This window comes from Chryseobacterium ginsenosidimutans (assembly GCF_024807225.1).
Lineage (GTDB): Bacteria > Bacteroidota > Bacteroidia > Flavobacteriales > Weeksellaceae > Chryseobacterium > Chryseobacterium ginsenosidimutans.
The window spans coordinates 4,264,833-4,282,337 of the sequence record NZ_JANUCO010000001.1 but is presented as its reverse complement, the minus strand read 5'-3'; the positions used below and the strand labels follow the sequence as shown (position 1 = coordinate 4,282,337).

Below are 17,505 nucleotides of genomic sequence, written 5' to 3'. Positions count from 1 at the left end.
AAAAAGCGTAAACAGTTACAACGGTTTTGCTTTAAGCAAACTGTCAGAAGAAATAGGTTTTGCTTTGATAGAAACTCCGTCTTTTAAGCTACCCAATCCTACATAAACTATTTTTTCTCCTGGCTGTAAACCTTCAGAAATAAAGTAATAGTTTTCAGTTTTTCCTGAAATTTTGATAGGTTTGCTGGTAACTTTCTGATCTTTTCCGACAACATAAACGTAAGTTTTATCCTGAATTTCGAAAGTAGATTCTTGCGGAATTATCACAGCATTCGACATTAATTGAGGCATACGAACACGTCCTGTGTTTCCTGTTCTCAATGATCCGTTTGTATTTGGGAAAACCGCACGAACACTGATGGCGCCTGTTGTTTTATCAAATTGTCCGTCAACAATAGTCATTTTACCTTTTTGAGGATAAATGCTGTTGTCTGCGATTACCAATTCTACCATCGGCATATCTTTTAGTTTTTCTTCTAAAGTTGCGCCTTGATATTTATTTTGAAAAGCAATAAAATCAAGTTCGCTTAAAGAAAAGTAGGCGTAGATTTCGCTGATGTCTGACAATAAAGTCAATGGACTAGGATCTGTTCTTGAAATCAGACTTCCTTTTTTGTAAGGAATTCTACCGATATATCCGCTTACCGGAGCTGTGATGGTTGTAAATCCTACATTAATTTTTGCGCCACCAACAGAAGCTTTCGCCTGTGAAGCTGCGGCAACTGCGGCTGCATAATTTGCTTTTGCAGTTCTTAGTTGTACATCAGAAACTACTTTTGCAGCAACAAGAGGTTCCAATCTGTCAACTTCCACTTTTGCTTTTTGGATATTGGCGTTGGCAACCTGTAAATTAGCATTTGCCATATTCATTTGCTCTCCGTAAGCTCTTGAATCTATTTTGAATAAGGGTTGTCCGGCTCTTACATAAGCGCCTTCTTCCACATAAATTCTATCTAAATATCCGTCTACCTGCGATCTGATTTCTACATTGTTCTTTCCTTCCAAAGCGGTAGGGAATTCCTGATATGTTGTAGCTGGTGACGAAATTACTGTATAAACAGGCAGTTCTGGAGTTGGAGGAGCCATATTTGCCCCTTCAGCGGCCTTTGTGCAGTTTTGTAAAAGGATAATACTTGATATAAGTACGATAAACCTTATTTTTCCAGGTATTTTCATTTTTGATTTAAGTTTTTTAATGAAGTGTTAGATTAAATAATAATGTTTTTAATTTAAATCCTGTTATATTTCCTAACGGTGTTAATAGTTAGTTCAAAAAAAATTTACAGAATTGTAATACTCGATTTTAGATCGGCGTTTCCATAATTGAATTGTTTTTAATGTTGGTTTAAGTATGGTTAAGATGAGGTGTGTAGTGTGTTATTTTTACTAACGGTGTTAAGTGTTAAAATAAAAAAAATTGCTTCTTTCTATTTCATTTTCAAAATCTTACATAATTGGTTTTTAATTTTTTAATTCGTTTTAAATTATTAATTTAAATTAATAAGGCGTTAATATTCCTAACGGTGTTAATTTTTAGTTCAAAAAAAAATTACAAAGACTTCACGAAAGCAGAAACTGTTTCATCCAAAGTCGTTTTGTTCATCGTAGAAGGGATATCGTCGTTACGCATCATCATGATCGAGATCAATCCATGTACCGCTGAAAATAAAGCGTGAGACATGTGGCATGCATTTTCCGGTTTAGATCCGTTTTTCTTAATAATTTCATACGTGCAATCGTAAAGCATATCCTGAAACGACGAAAATTCTTCTTTCATCATTCCTCTTCCGCTACATTGCATCCCCAATCCGAACATCAGCTGATAATACTCTTTGTTTTTGAATGCAAACTTCCAGTAAGCATCTACAATAGCCTTCAATTGGTCTTCCGGATTGTCGTGTTCTCTCTGAGCTTTCAACAATTCTATGTGCAAACAATGGAAACCATTCAACGAAATCTCGTATAAAATAGCTTCTTTGTTTTCAAAATGATCGTAAACTACCGGTGCGCTGTACTCAATAGCATCGGCAATTTTTCTCATGGAAAGTGAAGCCCACCCTTCGGTTTTAGCCAAAGAAAAAGCCGCATCCAAAATATTGGCACGTATTGATTCTTTTTCTCTTTGGCGACGTTCATGTAAACCCATGATTTTTATTTACTAACAGTGTTAGCAAAACTACAAACTTTTTAATATATCTTCCAAATGTTATTTAAACTTTAACTTTTAACGCAAGTTTATAAATTCCTGAATAGACTATTAATAAAAGAAATTTTTATCTTTGTGGATAAATAAAAAAATATGGACACTCCCTCAAATATGATAGAATTGGGTACAAAAGCACCGTTTTTTGAGCTTCCAAACCCATCAAAAACTAACGAAAATCAGTCACTCGATGACCTGAAAGGAGAAAAAGGAACATTGGTGATCTTTATGTGCAACCATTGTCCGTTTGTTCTTCATGCCATTGATAAGCTGAACGAGCTGTATGAAGATTATAATGAAAGAGGAATTGAGTTTATCGCGATCAACTCGAATAATGCAGAAAAATATCCTGCGGATTCTCCGGAAAAAATGATCGAATTCCAGATCGAAAGAAATTTTGACTTTCCTTATTTATATGACGAAAGCCAAGCGATTGCAAAAGCATACGATGCAGCTTGTACACCCGATTTCTTTTTCTTTGATGAAAAATTAGACCTTATCTATAGAGGACAGATAGATGATTCAAGACCGGGAAATCATAAAGATGTGACGGGGGAAGATTTAATTATTGCTTTTGAAAACCTTTTGTTAGGAGAACCGCAGGAAAATATCCAAAGACCGAGCATGGGTTGTAATATTAAGTGGATATAATATAAGTTGTCTGTTGCAGGTTGTTAGTTGACAGTTTGCCATTCGATAATATAAAAGCTGTTCTTTTGGGAACGGCTTTTTTTTGTTATTAATTGATAATATGATAGTTGTGAAGTTATCCACAATGTTTTCCACATACTTACCCACATTTTTTGTGGATAAATTGAAGTGTTTAGTTTTTTTTTAATCAAAATACTCTCAGTTTTACAATTAATATAATTTTTGAATTTATATTATTATTTATTGATAATCAGATTGTTAATTTTTTATTCATAAGTTATCCACAGAGTTTTCATATGCTTATTAACATTTTATTGTGGATAAAACTCAATCCGTTTTAGATTTAACCTAAAAAATAAATTTGTGAGTTATTATTGATAAGTTTAAAATCATTTTTGTGGATTATTTTTCCTGAATTATGATTTTTTGATAATTGATTATCTGTGAGTTGTATGCTAATTTTAAAGTTATCCACATATTTACAATGTTCATTATTGGGGATAAATAGATGTAATTGAATTTATTTAAAAACTTACTTTAATTTTTATTTCCTTTTCAACTTTTAAATCCACATTTACTTTATTATGCGAGAAATTCTTGATAAACTCCGACGGTGTTTTTTCCGTGTATTTTTTAAACATTCTGTTGAAGTAAGTCACATTGTTAAAACCGCAACTATAGCTGCATTCTGAGATACTTTTATCCTGTGCCATTAATAAACAAGCTTTGTTGATACGATATCGGTTCACAAATTCTGTAAACGTAATTTGGGTTGCTTTTTTGAAAAAATTACAGAAAGCCGGTAACGTAAGGTTCGCTAGTTTTGCAACATCATCAATATTAATTTCCTTGTCGTAATTATGTTCAACATAGGTGAAAATATTTTCCAGCCTCGTTTTGTTTTTTGAAATGATGGTATAAGGCATGATTTCGTTATTCAAAAGCTCGTAATCTTTAGATTTTGAAAGTTCAAACAAGATTTCCAATAACAATAAATATCTTTTATAGCCTTCAGATTCCAGCATCAGTCGCAGTTTTGGAATCATTGCTTTTTTAATTTTTCTGTGAAACTTAATTCCGTATTTTGAAAGCTCCAATAAATCTTTAATCCATCTTGATTCGACTTCCAGTTGTGGAAATTGCAAAATTTCTTCCTTGAACTGAAGTACAATTTCTTCATGCGGATCAATAGAATTCAATCCAAATCCGGAATGTGGAATATTAGAGCCGATCAACACCAAATCGCCATTCGTATAATTGCTTTTATGATAACCGACGTGACGAGTTTCCGCTCCCGGAAATCACGCATACAAGCTCAATTTCGGGATGATAATGATACTCCCATTTGAATTCTGAGATAGGTGAGTTGTTGTGAATCGTGCGAAAAGAGCTCTTTTCATCGGGGATCACTCGTTCGAAAGTAACTTTCATTTAATTAATGATATTTTATCAACTAAAATAAGAATTATATTAATATAGTTCAAATATTCATTTACTGTGTTAAATTAACGTTAACTAAAATGCTTCTATCTTAGCCAACAAGAAATTATTTAATGAAAAATTTCAACATCAAGGCGGTTCTATTTTTAAACTATTTCGTTTTTGCGATTCTTTTGAATTCGGTAGGAACGGTTATCTTACAGATGCAGCAAAATTTCGGAATTACCAAATCTTCTGCAAGTGTTTTGGAAGGGTTTAAAGATTTGCCGATTGCAATTTGCTCATTTATTCTGGCTTCGTTTTTACCAAAAATAGGAATCAAAAAATCAATGTTAATCGCGTTGTTCTTGGTAAGTTGTATGTGTTTTGTAATGCCGTTTGCGAATGAGTTTTGGTTTTTCAAACTGCTGTTTACTATTGTTGGGATTTCTTTTGCTTTAATTAAAATTTCGGTCTTCACATCCATCGGATTGGTGACGAATACAGATAAAGAGCATTCAAGTTTTATGGGTTATCTGGAAGGGTTTTTCATGATCGGCGTATTAATGGGAAATGTTTTATTCAGCTTATTTATTGATGATCATAATCCGAGATCAACCCATTGGCTGAATGTGTATTGGGTTTTGGGCGGACTTTCAACATTGTCTTTTTTGTTTTTATTCTTAACAAAACTGAATGAAAACGAAGCGAAAAACGAAAAAACCGACTTATTGGGAGACTTAAAAAACAGCATAAGTTTATTCAGTTACAAAAAAGTATTATTCTTTTTGCTGTGTGCTTTCCTTTTTGTTTTGGTAGAGCAAAGTTTCCAGACCTGGACACCGACTTTTTATAAAGAAATTTTAAAAGTTCCGACCTCGATGAGTATTCAGGCGGGAGCGGTTTTGGCGGGAGCTTTTGCGTTGGGAAGATTTTTATCGGGGTTTTTCTCTAAGAAATTCAGTTGGATTTACGTTGTTTCCTTTTGTGTGGTTGGTTTTGCGATAAGTATTTTGTTGGTTTTACCATTAACGCACAATACACAAATTAATATCAATACAACTTGGTTAAACGCTCCGCTTGTAGTGTATTTGTTTCCATTAATGGGAGGTTTGTTGGCGCCGATTTATCCAAGTATCAATTCTGTGATTTTAGCATCAATTCCGAAATATTTACACAGTGCAATGGCTGGTTTAATTGTGGTTTTCTCTGCAATCGGAGGTACAATCGGATCGATTATTACAGGTTTCGTATTTCAAGAATTCAGCGGTCAACAGGCGTTTTACCTTTCCTTAATTCCACTTTCATTGTTGATCGTTTCAGCAGTTATTATGAATAAATTAAAAATAAATCCTAAAAAATAAAGATGAACAAACAGCTATATATAAACGAAATTCAGAGTCTTTTTGATGATGTTCAAAGGTCGGAGGTTTTTGAAGATCAGAAGATGATGACCGATGCCGTTCCGTTGTTTCCGATTGTTGAAATTAATGAAAGATATGAACAGGAAAAGCAATCTCATGATTTTGATTTGAAAGAATTTGTATTGTCAAATTTTGACTTTTTAGGAGCTAAAATTTCTATTACAAGAGAAACTCAGCTGCCTATCAATGAACATATCGAAAAACTTTGGGATGAATTGACAAGAACAGCTTACGAAGAAAAAGGAACATTATTAAAACTTCCAAAACCTTACATCGTTCCGGGAGGTCGTTTTAATGAGTTTTTCTATTGGGATAGCTATTTTATTATGTTGGGTTTACAGGTTTCCGGAAGAGTGGAAATGATGGAAAATATTATTGAAAACTGTTCTTATTTAATTCAAAATGTAGGATTTGTGCCGAATGCGAGCCGAACTCATTTTTTGAGCCGTTCTCAACCTCCGTATTTCTCTTTAATGCTTGATTTGCTTTTTGAAACGACGAAAGACGAAAATATTTACATAAAATATCACGATACCTTAGAAAAAGAATATGCTTTTTGGATGAATGGTGAAAAAGATTTGGAAAACGGTTCAAGCAAAATTAGAGTAGTGAAAACTGTTAATGGAGATGTTTTAAACAGATATTACGACGCAGAAAACGAACCACGTCCTGAAAGTTATTTAATTGATATTGAAGACAGCGAAAATGCAGGCGAAGAATTTTACAGAAATATAAGAAGTGCGTGTGAATCGGGTTGGGATTTTTCCAGCAGATGGTTTGCAGACGGCGAAAATATACAGACAATTGAGACATTGAAGTTGGCAGAAGTTGATCTGAATTGTCTTTTATGGCATTTGGAAAAAACATTGGTAAGATCTTCATCGCTTCAAAATTTGTCTGAGAAAGAAAAATATTATTCCGAAAGAGCGGAAAATAGAAAACAGATAATCGACAAATATTTCTGGGACAAAAGTTCAGGAACTTATAAAGATTATCACACGAAAAATAATATACAGACATCGTCTGAACATATAGCAGCTCTTTACCCGTTATTCCTTGGTTTGGCGAGTGATGAACAGGCGAAATCGGTTGCTGAAAATATCGAAAAAAAATTTCTTTATCAAGGCGGATTGGTTACGACGACAAAAAACACCGGCCAGCAATGGGATCTTCCGAATGCTTGGGCGCCGTATCAATGGCTTGGTTTTCAATCAATGAAAAACTACGGATTTGATGATTTGGCTGAAAAAATTAAAAATAACTGGTGCGCCAATGTGGAAAGAGTCTACAACAATACCGGAAAATTAATGGAAAAATACAACGCTTTAGATATAGAAACTGTTGCCGGAGGAGGAGAGTACCCGAATCAGGACGGCTTTGGCTGGACAAACGGAGTCTATTTAAAATTAAAACAAAATTAAAACTAACTATAAAAAATCAATAGGGCTATGAAAAAAAAATCGATCTTTTTGCTTGCCGGGATTGCAACACTTTACTTTAATAATGCATACGCTCAGGAAACTCCACAGGATTCCACGAGATCGGCGTCGATTGAACAAGTCGTAATTACGGGTAACTCGAACCCCAAAAAGAAAATAGAATCCAGTACGGCGATTTCTACGTTCAGTGCGAAGGAGATTCAGAAACAAAACCCGATCAGTGCGGCAGCTTTGCTGCAGAGAGTTCCCGGTTTTGCGGTTGAAACTTCGGGTGGTGAAGTAGGAAATAACCTTTTTGCAAGAGGGATTCCTTCTGCGGGAGCGTACGAATTTGTACAGGTTCAGGAAGATGGTCTTCCGGTTTTTGAAGACGGAGCGTTGCAGTTTGCGAATGCAGATAATTTCTTCCGTGTGGATAATTCTGTGAGCAGATTAGAGGCTTTGAGAGGAGGTTCAGGATCTATTTTTGCAACCAATTCTCCCGGAGGTTTGATCAACTTTATTACAAAAGAAGGTTCAAACGACTTCAGAGGAACGGCAAAACTGGAAACAAGTACTTACGGACTGATGCGTACCGATGTGAATTTGGGCGGAGCTTTGGTGAAGGATAAATTGTTCTTCAATGTCGGAGGTTTCTACAGAAACCGATGACGGAATCAGAAAAACTGGTTTTAAAGCTAATCAGGGCGGACAAATAAGAATGAATCTTAAGTATGTTTTCGATAAAGGATATGCTAAAGTGTATTATAAAAAACTGGATGACAGAAACACATTCTACCTTCCGATTCCTTTGGTACAAAATGGAAATGATCTAAAAGAATTTTCGGGTTTTGATGCTAATTACGGAACGTATAGCTACAGAAATATCAGTCAGTTGAATATTCCTCAAGCTGGAGGAGGTTTTTTCAGCAGAAATTTAGAAGACGGAATTCATCCGAAAGTTGATGTGTTGGGAGCTGAATTTAAATATGATTTGGGAAATAATTTCTCTGTTTTAAATAAAACGAGATATACCAATATCAACATGAATTACACTGGAATTTTCCCTTCCGGAGGTCCGAAATCAGGGGCGGATTTTGCGGGATTACCAGTTTCGCAAGGAGGGTTAGGAATGAGCAGTTATCAGTATTCTTTGGTAAGTAGTGGTGCAATTGTAAATCCTGCCTATGTTCAGAAATTAGGTTTTTGGGCAATAGACAAACAAATGAATAATTTTGTAAATGACTTACAATTCAATTATAAATTTGATAAAGGAAATGTAACGGCAGGTTTTTATAAATCAAGCTGGAAATCTCATCAAAACTGGAACTGGAGTAATATTTTGGCGACAGCATCAGATCATCCCGAATTATTAAATTTAGTTGATACTTCTCTTACGCCGTCGAGTACAGGTTATTCTAAAACGTATAATGGAGTTACAGATATGTCTTTCTTGCTAAGGGATTCTCAGGTTCAGGGAAGCTTGAATGATCTTTATGCAAATTTAGATTACAATATTACAGATGATTTAAGCTTCAATGCGGGAATTCGTTACAGCCGTGATTTCTACAAGGGTTATGGGGTTAACACAACAACCGGAAACTTGAATAATTCAGGGTTGACAACAGATGGAACTCACAGTTTCCTGACAACAACTGCAGATGATAACATGTCTGTGTTGGGAAATAAATATACCTATTGGAATTATGATGTAAACAGAGTTTCTTTCACGACGGCTTTGAACTATAAAATTAATTCAGAAAATGCGGTGTATGCTCGTTTTTCTAATGGTTTCAGATCTCCGAATGAGGAAGCGTATTATAACAATATGATGGATCTTTCTGCGATAAAACCTGTAACGACCAATCAGCTGGAGGTTGGGTACAAATATTATTCAAGAGCTTTTGATATTGCGGTAATTCCTTTTTACTCTACATTGAAAAATCTTTCGTTTACCGATGTTTTCTCTGATGGAACTTCAGAAAATAAATTCGCCAACACTACCAATTATGGGGTAGAATTGGAAGGTTACGCAAGATTGTTTAATAATTTATTGGAAATTACATTCAACGGAACAATTCAAAATCCGAAATACAAAGATTTCACAGGAAGAAATGCGGATGGATCAACATTTAATTATGATGACAACACCGTAAGAAGAATGCCGAAATTTTACTTCAATATCGCTCCAGCCGTGAATATCACAAAACAATGGAGAGCCTATGCAAGCGTAAATTATTACGGAAAACGTTTCCAGGATGAGAAAAATACGCAGACCTTGCCTTCGTTCTCAGAATTCGGAGCGGGAACTTCTTATCAATTGGGAAAAATAAGATTTGCGGTTGATGGTACCAATATTTTCAACACGATCGGTATTACAGAAGGCGATCCAAGAGCGGGATCTCCATCTGGCGACGGAACAATTATGGCAAGACCAATTATGGGTGCAGCGGTAAGAGCTTCTATTACGTTGGACTTCTAAGTTAGTTTCTTTATAAAATTGATTAAACCGTCGGAATTTTTCTGACGGTTTTTTATTTTGAATATTTTACTGAAACTTAAAACATTCACTTTGTCATTCCGTAGGAATCTCGACGCGAATTGCTTTATTTATTTTCGAGATTTAGATTCCTACGGAATGACAAACCCTGCGTTAAAAATTCAATATAAAAAATTACTTCAAAAACGGATTATATCCTTTCTCAAAACCAATAGTCGTCGGATTTCCGTGCCCAGAAAAAACCTGCGTTTCATCATCCAAAACAAAAAGTTTCGTTTTAATTCCTTCGATCAACTGTTCGTAATTTCCTTTGTAAAGATCGGTTCTTCCAATGCTTCCTTCAAATAAAACATCTCCTGAAATGATAAATTTCTGAGTTTCATTATGGTAAACTACGCTTCCCGGAGAATGTCCCGGAACATGATAAATCTTAAATTTTTCTCCATCAAAATCCAATTCATCGCCTTCATTTATATATTCAATTTCTACATTTACAGGATTGAGTTGAAAACCGAATCTCATTCCGCTTGCCTGAAGCATATCCAAAACTTCTTTATCGTCCTGATGCATCGTCACAGGAACTTTAAACGTGTCAAAAGCCCATTGTAATCCCAAAACATGATCGATATGAGCATGAGTCAGAAGAATTTTCTGGATTTTTAAATCATTTTCAGTAATGAAATTTTGAATGGCATTCGTTTCCTGTTCATTCATGTTTCCCGGATCGATCAGCCAGGCATTTTTATTTTCGTTGTAAAGGATATAAGTATTTTCGCTCGCAAAATTGAATACGAAACCTTGAATCTGAAGCATATTCTGAATGTTTTTTAATTAAGACAAATTTAATCACAAAAGTTCTGGTTTGAAATTTTTTTAGGTGAAATGTTTAATTAATAAAGATGCTTCGAGAACCTCAATATCACATTTCTAAAAGTCTCACTAAGCAATTAGTAGTAGAGATGTCATGCTGAGCGCGAAGCAGTCGAAGCATTTGTTTTAATTTTATATATTGATTTTGTGGTTAGAAATTAATAAGTTAAAACATGTTTATTATGAAGAAAATCCCTGTTTTTTGTTATCTTCGTCATAATGAAAACTTTGCGAATATTTTTACTTGCTTTAAGCGGATTGGTTTTTGGACAAAACATCCAGAGCATTCAGTTGTTTAATCCTCAGACGAACGATGAAACGCCTGTTATTAATTTTAATCAACAGTTGGTTTTAAGTTTTGATGATCTTACGAATGCCAGTGAAATTTACAGATATACCATCAAACATTACAACAGAAACTGGGAAGACGACAATCTCTTTTTTACAGAAATTGCGAACGGAAGTTTAAATGGTTTGTTAGACAAATTCCAGTATTCATTCAATACGTTGCAGTCTTACACACATTATACGTTGACGTTTCCGAATGAAAAGATACAGCCGAAGATTTCAGGGAATTTCGAACTTATCGTTTATAAAGATTCGGCAGATAAACCACTTTTCAAAAGAAGGTTTTATCTTGTGGAGAGTGCAGCAACGTTGGGGTTAAATATTTCTAGATTTGCAGATGCCAGAAATCCTAATGCCAATCAAAGAGTAGAAGTTCAGGCAGTTTCAAAAGGTGGAGATCTGACTTCAAATGTCAATTCTATGACGCTGAATGTGATGCAAAATAACAATCCTAATGTTACGGTGAATAATTTAAAGCCCAGTGCGACGCTCGGAAATCAATTGCTTTTTCAGCAGACGAGTTTGCTTTTTCCAGGGAATAATGAATTTTACTATTTCGATAATAAAAACATGAATTTGGCTGCAGATATGGTTCGTGCAACAGAATTAAAAGATGGCGTAAATCAGACTTATCTTCATCCGGTTTGGGCTTTTCCACTGAATTACCAATATCAACCGGACGTAAACGGAGCTTGGTATTACAGAAGAAATGACCTTGGAAACGAAAGAAATGCAGAGCGGGAAGCAGATTATTCTTGGGTGTATTTTTCTTTAGATTCTGATCCTGTGGAAAAAGATATTTATGTTTTGGGAGGTTTTAATAATTTTCAACCGAGCAAAGAAAACCAGATGCAATACGATGAAGCAGGTAAAAAATATGTAGCAAGAATTTACTTAAAACAAGGTTTCTACAACTATATTTTAGCAACAAAACAAGGAAACGGATCGTTGGATTTCGGTGAAGTAAACGGGAATTTCTGGCAGACGGAAAATCTTTATCAGGCATTTTTATATTATACTCCTTTTGGCAGAAATTATGATGGTTTGATGGGATATGGTGAGTTTAGAACGCCTGTGAGGTAGATTAATGAAAAGAATATTTCTGGTATTATGTATATTAAATCTTTTTGTTTCCTGCAAAAAAGGATATGATGTTGATGATTTTGGTGAAAATTTAAGACCTTATCTCGAAAGACTTTCTAAAGAAAAAGCACTTCCTGTTTCTGATACGCTCGCTAAAAGTTTGTTGGAAAAAAAAGCTTCAAAAGAAGAATTGATAAAATTGATGGATGCCAAAAATCCAATATTAAGAGTTGTAGCTTATAGGGCTATTGTCAACAGAAACGAGCCTGAATATTTTGATTTATTAACAAATCATCTCAGCGATACAGCTAAAGTTACATCGTGGTTTTATGAAGATGCAAGTGATTCTTTCTTTGTTTCAGATTTGATGATAAGAAAAGCTTTTGATAAAAGAGGATTATCCCCGATTCAGAAAAAAGTATTAACAGAAAAAGTTTTGTTAGAACATTCTTATCTTGATGTTTCAAATTGGATGATTCAGGATGTTGATCCTAATGAGAAATATTATAATCTGATCAAAAAAAGAGCGCAAACTAAAAATGAGAAATGTGATCAATTAACAGCATGTTATGCATTAAGTAAATTTAAAAAGAAAGAAGACGTTACATTTTTATTTAACGTTTTTAAACAAAATATAAATGGTGGTTGTAAAGAAAGGGTTTTTAAAAGTATTGAAAAATTTCCTGATCCAAAATTCTTTCAGCTGTTAAACGTATATTTTCAAAATAATATTAAAGGAAAGCTTACACCCAAAGAAAATATTAGCGATGAAGTTCTTTATTTTGCAAGAGCCATAGCAGTTTACAAAAACTCTGAAAGTTTGGCGATCTTAAATTATATAGCTGAAAACAATACTTATATTAATAAACCTTATTGGCCTCCTTCAAATAAGGAATATGTTTTTCAAGCAGCCAAAATTTATTATGATACAATTTATAATAATCTTATTAAAAAAATCGAAAAAGAAATCGATCCCTGTGAGCTTAAAACGCTTTCTTATCGATGGATGGATGACTTTCGTAATGAGAATAAAGATTGGTAATAAACAAAAACCTTACAGAAAAATCCTGTAAGGTTCAATATAATAATAGTCTGGAAGTCCGGAATTATTTAATCTTTAAAAATGGCAGTCACCAGTAAATTTTCTTCATCCTCAAAAATATAATGAATATTTACAGGGAAATTTTGCATGGCGTTGACGGTAACTTCTTTATATTTTATTTCATTCTTTATTTTATTCTGTAAGATCTTGTTGATTGATTCTTTTAAATCTTCAAGAAAATCAATTCCTTTTTTTTCTTTTTCTGCGTTGAAAACTCTCATAAGAAGTCTTATGTCGTTTTTTGCAATAGATGATAAAAGGACTTTCATTTTATGCGCAATTCTTTTTCAGCTCCGAAATATTTTCGTAAAAATCTAATTTTGTCTTAGGATTTTCATTGTGAAACTGAATTCTGTACAACACTTCATCCAATTGGAATTGTGGGATTGCAGGTCTGTTGCTTATTTCAAAACTTTCTACCATTTTAGCAAAAGCTTCCAGAGTCTCCGGACTGAAGTGTTCAATTTTCGTTTTTAAAATTTCGGCAGTTGCATTCATCATTTTTGTTTTTTTAGGTTAATGATGTTCTTTTGATGGGGTAAAGGTAAGAAAAATATTTATATTTTAATATTTTATTTGAAAATAATAGGGGTTATTGTTTGAATTTAATACTTATTCGAAATATTTGTTTAAAAAATAGGGGGGTAACATGAATTGTTTAAAAAAAAGAATACAAACAAAAAAAATAACCTCCGTTTCCGAAGGCTATATATTTTAAACTAAATAAAATTCATTGAGTTTTTCTTCACACAAAGTTTTTACAACTTCGATCCATCGGTCTTCATCATTAAGACAAGGAATATAATGGAAATTTTCTCCGCCTCCATGCATAAACTGATGTTTTCCTTCAACAGAAATTTCTTCCAAGGTTTCCAGACAGTCTGAAACGAAAGCCGGACAAACAATCGCAAGGTTTTTTATTCCCTTTTTACCAATTGTTTCAAGGGTTTCGTCTGTGTAAGGTTCCATCCATTTGTCTTTTCCCAATCTCGACTGAAACGTTACCATTACTTTTTCTTTCGGCAATCCTAACTTTTTAATAACAGAATTGGTCACATCAAAACATTGATGACGGTAACAAAACTGATGACTCGGATTATTTTCACGCGAACAGCAATCGTTTAAATTACATGTATTCGTAGGATCTGTCTTATAAATATGTCTTTCCGGAACTCCGTGGTAAGAAAACTGCAAAGCATCAAAATTTTCAGGAAGTTTTTCCTTAATACTTTCCGCAAGACAGTCTATATAAATTTCTCTGTTGTAAAAAGGCTGAATATAATTGATTTTAATTCCCGGGAATTTCTCTTTTCTTACTTCTTCCGCTTTATCGATCACGGTTTCCGTTGTACTCATCGCATATTGCGGATACAAAGGGAAAAGTACGATTTCAGAAACGCCTTGATCAACTAATTTCTGAATTCCCGCTTCAATACTCGGTTGAGCATATCTCATCCCGATTTCCACAGGAACATCCACCAATTTTTGAAGTTTTTCCTGAATCTGTTTGGTAATAACAACCAGAGGAGAAACCCTCATCTGTCCAAACCGTTTTGTAAGCTTCGGCAGATTTTGCAGGTCTTGTGTTCAATATAATCCCACGAACCAATAATGCACGGAAAATCCATCGGTAGTCGATTACTTTTTCATCCATCAGGAACTCGTCGAGATACTCCTTTACATCCTTTACTGCCGTAGATCTTGGTGATCCCAGGTTTACTAATAGAATTCCCTTCATCGTTAATTTAGATTTCTCATTCTTTCATCAATTGTCGGACCATATTTTTTCTTTAAACGTAAAATATAAAGTTCCAACGCAAAATGTTCTTCCTCTTTGGTCATTCCCAAAGATTTTAAATATTGATCGCCTTTTTGAATAGCTATTTTTGTGAATAATTTTTGATACTCTTCATCAGCATCATATACGAACTGTTCTCCTTTTAAGTTTTTTATTTCGTCGTGAATTTCTTTGTCCAATTCATAATAATTGTGAAAATAATAATCAAGAAAGGTTATATTTTTCTTGTTTAATTTCCCCAAAATCGTATCCATCTTCTGAATGCTATCTTTCGCAACGCCCATTTCTACAAGGTCATCATGAATTCCGTCATTCAGCTGAGGTTTCTTTTTGCATGACAAAAGACTAAAACTCAAACCAATTAAAAGAAGAAATATTCTCATAGGAAAAGATTATCCGTTGACAGCTTCCACTCTTTCTACCAAGTCGGGAACGAACTGTTTTAAGATGTTTTCGATACCGCTTTTCAAAGTTGCTGTAGAACTCGGGCAACCTGAACAAGCTCCTTGTAAAAGCATTCTTGCTGTTTTAGTAGGTTGATCGTATTCCATTAACGAGATTTTTCCACCATCGTTTTCTACTGCAGGAGCAACGTATTCATTTAAAATATCAGAAATTTTCTGCTCGTCATCGGTATAATCTCTGTTGATGATTTTTTCTACAGGATTTTCGTGTTTTTGAGCTTCGATAGTAGAAATTTCACCTCCGTTCTGAAGATATTCAGCAATAAAACCACGAACTGCCATCATGACCTGATGCCATTCTACAGAATTATCTCTTGTCACTGATACGAAATTATCAGAAATGAAAACTTCCTTCGCAAAATCAAATTCCTTAAAAATACCTTCTGCCAAAGGGACTCCTTCTGCGACATCTCTCGATTTTACTTCTACGAAACCTTCCATTAATAATTTGCTCGATACAAATTTCATGACATTAGGATTCGGAGTCATTTCAGCGTAGATCTGATACATTTCTTTTTTCTTTTGAAGATAAATTCTTGGGTTTGCCAACAATTCGTCTTCAATAATGTTTTTCAGACTTTCTACAACATGTTCCCATTCTACAGTATCTTGTTTGGCAACTGCCACAAAATTAGCCGTAATGAAAATTCTTTCCACAAAAGGATAATTAAAAAGCTCCTGTGCCAAAGGAATTTCTGAAATATCTGAATCTCTATCCAACTCCAAAGACCCCGGAATCAGGTTGTAGTCGGCTACAAATTTCATCACTTTCGGGTTTTCGGTTGGTTCTATAAGTATAGTATGCATTTTTTCGTTAAATTTGAGATACAAAAATACGGATTTAGAAATTAGAAGCTAAACGTTAGAAGTTAGATTTTTGCTATCGGTGTTATTTCAAAATTATCAGGCAAAAATTTAATCTTCGAATTCATTCATTTTCAAATCATAAAATTAAAATATTACATTGAAATGGCTTTAATAAAAGAACTTTTAGGAAAAACACCGCAGATCGGAGAAAATACTTTTTTGGCTGAAACAGCAACGATTATCGGAGATGTTACGATGGGAAAAGATTGCAGTATTTGGTATAATGCGGTAGTAAGAGGAGATGTTCACTACATCAAAATGGGAAATAAAGTGAATGTTCAGGATAATGCGATGTTGCACTGTACGTATCAGAAACATCCTTTAAATATCGGAAACAATGTATCGATCGGTCACAACGCGATCGTTCACGGATGTACCATTCAGGATAATGTTTTAATCGGAATGGGCTCAATCGTTATGGATGATTGCCTTGTCGAGGAAAACTCAATCGTTGGAGCAGGTTTCTGTGGTTACTCAGGGAACTCATATTAAATCCGGAGAAGTTTGGGGCGGTGTTCCTGCGAGAAAAATTAAAGATATCAATTCTCTATTGCTGGAAGGTGAAGTGAACAGAATTGCAGATAATTACGTGAAATATTCTTCTTGGTACAAGGAAAATGTGAAGCATGTTGAAGGATAAAATTTATTTTTAACTTTAGCTATCCATGAAAGTTGTATCAATAGTAATAACATTTTTGTTATTTAATTTTTTAAAATCGCAAAATGTTGAAATTCGCTCTTTTAATTTAAAAGAATTTGATTCTTTACTTCAGAAGTCATGTCCTATGGATTGTGAGATTAAAACTTATCACAATAGTAATTTTATTTCATTTAAAAGAAAGGATTCTGTTATTAGTATGTCATACAATAAAGATGGAATTTCTTCAATGAGAAAAGTTTTTGGGAATTATCGTGTTTGGTATGAGTTTCATCCTAATTTAAAAATTAAATCAAAAAAAGAGTTTTTGTCCGGAATTAGCCAAATTGGGATAATGCAGGTTGGTATTGAAAGAGAGTATGATACAGATGGGAGAATAATTCATGAGACTGATTGGGAAAATGTTCCATATGATACGGATATTCCGGGTCCTAACATAAATGTCTGGCAAATTGTAAATCAGATAAAGAAAGATTTCAATTTTGATATTTTATTTGATGAATCTTTTTTCAGTATTCAGATTTATCAAGATGAAGTAACAAAAAAAGTAAACTACGGTGTCGTGAAATTTATTAGTGATAATAATGACAAACTAAAACTGTTAACATATTACTATGACGGCGAAAACGGTAAGTTTATTAAGAAAAGTAAATCGGAAACAGAACTTCCTCCTGGTGGATTAGTTCATTATTAAAATTCA

At 33.9% G+C, this 17,505-nt stretch carries 16 protein-coding genes and 2 pseudogenes; 9 read left to right on the top strand and 9 right to left on the bottom strand.

Features of this window, described 5'->3' with window-relative positions:
- Window positions 1-15 precede the first annotated feature (15 nt).
- A complete protein-coding gene (locus J3D55_RS20120; RefSeq protein ID WP_259133862.1) occupies window positions 16-1,176 on the bottom strand; it encodes an efflux RND transporter periplasmic adaptor subunit in 1,161 nt (386 codons plus the stop codon).
- Between the two features lie 373 nt (window positions 1,177-1,549).
- The gene (locus tag J3D55_RS20115) at window positions 1,550-2,146 is read right to left on the bottom strand and encodes a TetR/AcrR family transcriptional regulator (protein ID WP_259133859.1); all 597 of its coding nucleotides are present in this window, start codon (window positions 2,144-2,146) and stop codon (window positions 1,550-1,552) included.
- A 153-nt stretch (window positions 2,147-2,299) separates the two neighbouring features.
- Here J3D55_RS20115 and J3D55_RS20110 point away from each other — a divergent pair, with 153 nt between their 5' ends.
- Window positions 2,300-2,854, top strand: a complete 555-nt coding sequence (locus J3D55_RS20110) for a thioredoxin family protein (protein ID WP_259133856.1) — start codon at window positions 2,300-2,302, stop codon at window positions 2,852-2,854.
- A gap of 524 nt (window positions 2,855-3,378) precedes the next feature.
- Here the strand turns inward: J3D55_RS20110 and J3D55_RS20105 are convergent.
- Window positions 3,379-4,092, bottom strand: a complete 714-nt coding sequence (locus J3D55_RS20105) for a helix-turn-helix domain-containing protein (protein ID WP_259135175.1) — start codon at window positions 4,090-4,092, stop codon at window positions 3,379-3,381.
- 315 nt (window positions 4,093-4,407) lie between these two features.
- On the opposite strand from J3D55_RS20105, the gene J3D55_RS20100 reads away from it, so the two are divergent.
- From J3D55_RS20100 to J3D55_RS20085, 4 genes are read left to right on the top strand one after another with little or no spacing between them, the layout of a single operon-like run.
- Window positions 4,408-5,637 (top strand): MFS transporter, encoded by a 1,230-nt coding sequence (locus J3D55_RS20100; protein WP_259133854.1) that lies wholly within the window; start codon window positions 4,408-4,410, stop codon window positions 5,635-5,637.
- A gap of 2 nt (window positions 5,638-5,639) precedes the next feature.
- Window positions 5,640-7,118, top strand: a complete 1,479-nt coding sequence (locus J3D55_RS20095) for a trehalase family glycosidase (RefSeq protein ID WP_259133852.1) — start codon at window positions 5,640-5,642, stop codon at window positions 7,116-7,118.
- 27 nt (window positions 7,119-7,145) lie between these two features.
- A complete protein-coding gene (locus J3D55_RS20090) occupies window positions 7,146-7,787 on the top strand; it encodes a TonB-dependent receptor plug domain-containing protein (RefSeq protein ID WP_259133850.1) in 642 nt (213 codons plus the stop codon).
- Window positions 7,759-9,597, top strand: a complete 1,839-nt coding sequence (locus J3D55_RS20085; protein ID WP_259133848.1) for a TonB-dependent receptor domain-containing protein — start codon at window positions 7,759-7,761, stop codon at window positions 9,595-9,597. Before J3D55_RS20090 ends, J3D55_RS20085 begins: the two co-directional genes overlap by 29 nt.
- Before the next feature lie 192 nt (window positions 9,598-9,789).
- Here the strand turns inward: J3D55_RS20085 and J3D55_RS20080 are convergent, their stop codons facing one another.
- Complete coding sequence (locus J3D55_RS20080) at window positions 9,790-10,428, bottom strand: MBL fold metallo-hydrolase (RefSeq protein WP_259133837.1); 639 nt, start codon at window positions 10,426-10,428, stop codon at window positions 9,790-9,792.
- 276 nt (window positions 10,429-10,704) lie between these two features.
- Here J3D55_RS20080 and J3D55_RS20075 point away from each other — a divergent pair, with 276 nt between their 5' ends.
- Together J3D55_RS20075 and J3D55_RS20070 are read left to right on the top strand one after the other, a co-directional pair.
- A complete protein-coding gene (locus J3D55_RS20075) occupies window positions 10,705-11,916 on the top strand; it encodes a type IX secretion system plug protein (RefSeq protein WP_259133834.1) in 1,212 nt (403 codons plus the stop codon).
- 163 nt (window positions 11,917-12,079) lie between these two features.
- Window positions 12,080-12,958, top strand: coding sequence for a hypothetical protein (locus J3D55_RS20070; protein WP_259133832.1), 879 nt, complete (start codon window positions 12,080-12,082; stop codon window positions 12,956-12,958).
- A 68-nt stretch (window positions 12,959-13,026) separates the two neighbouring features.
- Here J3D55_RS20070 and J3D55_RS20065 read toward each other — a convergent pair whose 3' ends face one another.
- The 5 genes and pseudogenes from J3D55_RS20065 to J3D55_RS20045 form a co-directional block, all read right to left on the bottom strand.
- Entirely contained in the window at window positions 13,027-13,287 is a 261-nt protein-coding gene (locus tag J3D55_RS20065; protein ID WP_259133829.1) for a hypothetical protein, read from the bottom strand.
- A gap of 1 nt (window position 13,288) precedes the next feature.
- Window positions 13,289-13,519 (bottom strand): hypothetical protein, encoded by a 231-nt coding sequence (locus tag J3D55_RS20060; protein ID WP_259133828.1) that lies wholly within the window; start codon window positions 13,517-13,519, stop codon window positions 13,289-13,291.
- Window positions 13,520-13,732: 213 nt separating this feature from the next.
- Window positions 13,733-14,756, bottom strand: a pseudogene (hemH, locus tag J3D55_RS20055) (ferrochelatase).
- 2 nt (window positions 14,757-14,758) lie between these two features.
- The gene (locus tag J3D55_RS20050) at window positions 14,759-15,199 is read right to left on the bottom strand and encodes a hypothetical protein (protein WP_259133826.1); all 441 of its coding nucleotides are present in this window, start codon (window positions 15,197-15,199) and stop codon (window positions 14,759-14,761) included.
- Between the two features lie 9 nt (window positions 15,200-15,208).
- On the bottom strand, window positions 15,209-16,087 hold the full coding sequence (locus tag J3D55_RS20045; RefSeq protein ID WP_259133824.1) for a NifU family protein: 879 nt from the start codon (window positions 16,085-16,087) through the stop codon (window positions 15,209-15,211).
- A gap of 162 nt (window positions 16,088-16,249) precedes the next feature.
- On the opposite strand from J3D55_RS20045, the pseudogene J3D55_RS20040 reads away from it, so the two are divergent.
- Window positions 16,250-16,787 (top strand): annotated as a pseudogene (locus J3D55_RS20040) (gamma carbonic anhydrase family protein).
- Between the two features lie 25 nt (window positions 16,788-16,812).
- A complete protein-coding gene (locus tag J3D55_RS20035; RefSeq protein WP_259133821.1) occupies window positions 16,813-17,499 on the top strand; it encodes a hypothetical protein in 687 nt (228 codons plus the stop codon).
- Window positions 17,500-17,505 lie beyond the last annotated feature (6 nt).

What these genes read in the sequence shown, in the direction of transcription:
- J3D55_RS20065 (WP_259133829.1), bottom strand. Translation starts at nt 13,287, where the DNA reads ATGAAAGTCCTTTTATCATCTATTGCAAAAAACGACATAAGACTTCTT.
- J3D55_RS20060 (WP_259133828.1), bottom strand. Translation starts at nt 13,519, where the DNA reads ATGATGAATGCAACTGCCGAAATTTTAAAAACGAAAATTGAACACTTC.
- J3D55_RS20100 (WP_259133854.1), top strand. Translation starts at nt 4,408, where the DNA reads ATGAAAAATTTCAACATCAAGGCGGTTCTATTTTTAAACTATTTCGTT.
- J3D55_RS20110 (WP_259133856.1), top strand. Translation starts at nt 2,300, where the DNA reads ATGGACACTCCCTCAAATATGATAGAATTGGGTACAAAAGCACCGTTT.
- J3D55_RS20035 (WP_259133821.1), top strand. Translation starts at nt 16,813, where the DNA reads ATGAAAGTTGTATCAATAGTAATAACATTTTTGTTATTTAATTTTTTA.
- J3D55_RS20115 (WP_259133859.1), bottom strand. Translation starts at nt 2,146, where the DNA reads ATGGGTTTACATGAACGTCGCCAAAGAGAAAAAGAATCAATACGTGCC.
- J3D55_RS20120 (WP_259133862.1), bottom strand. Translation starts at nt 1,176, where the DNA reads ATGAAAATACCTGGAAAAATAAGGTTTATCGTACTTATATCAAGTATT.
- J3D55_RS20085 (WP_259133848.1), top strand. Translation starts at nt 7,759, where the DNA reads ATGTCGGAGGTTTCTACAGAAACCGATGACGGAATCAGAAAAACTGGT.
- J3D55_RS20095 (WP_259133852.1), top strand. Translation starts at nt 5,640, where the DNA reads ATGAACAAACAGCTATATATAAACGAAATTCAGAGTCTTTTTGATGAT.
- J3D55_RS20045 (WP_259133824.1), bottom strand. Translation starts at nt 16,087, where the DNA reads ATGCATACTATACTTATAGAACCAACCGAAAACCCGAAAGTGATGAAA.
- J3D55_RS20080 (WP_259133837.1), bottom strand. Translation starts at nt 10,428, where the DNA reads ATGCTTCAGATTCAAGGTTTCGTATTCAATTTTGCGAGCGAAAATACT.
- J3D55_RS20090 (WP_259133850.1), top strand. Translation starts at nt 7,146, where the DNA reads ATGAAAAAAAAATCGATCTTTTTGCTTGCCGGGATTGCAACACTTTAC.
- J3D55_RS20075 (WP_259133834.1), top strand. Translation starts at nt 10,705, where the DNA reads ATGAAAACTTTGCGAATATTTTTACTTGCTTTAAGCGGATTGGTTTTT.
- J3D55_RS20050 (WP_259133826.1), bottom strand. Translation starts at nt 15,199, where the DNA reads ATGAGAATATTTCTTCTTTTAATTGGTTTGAGTTTTAGTCTTTTGTCA.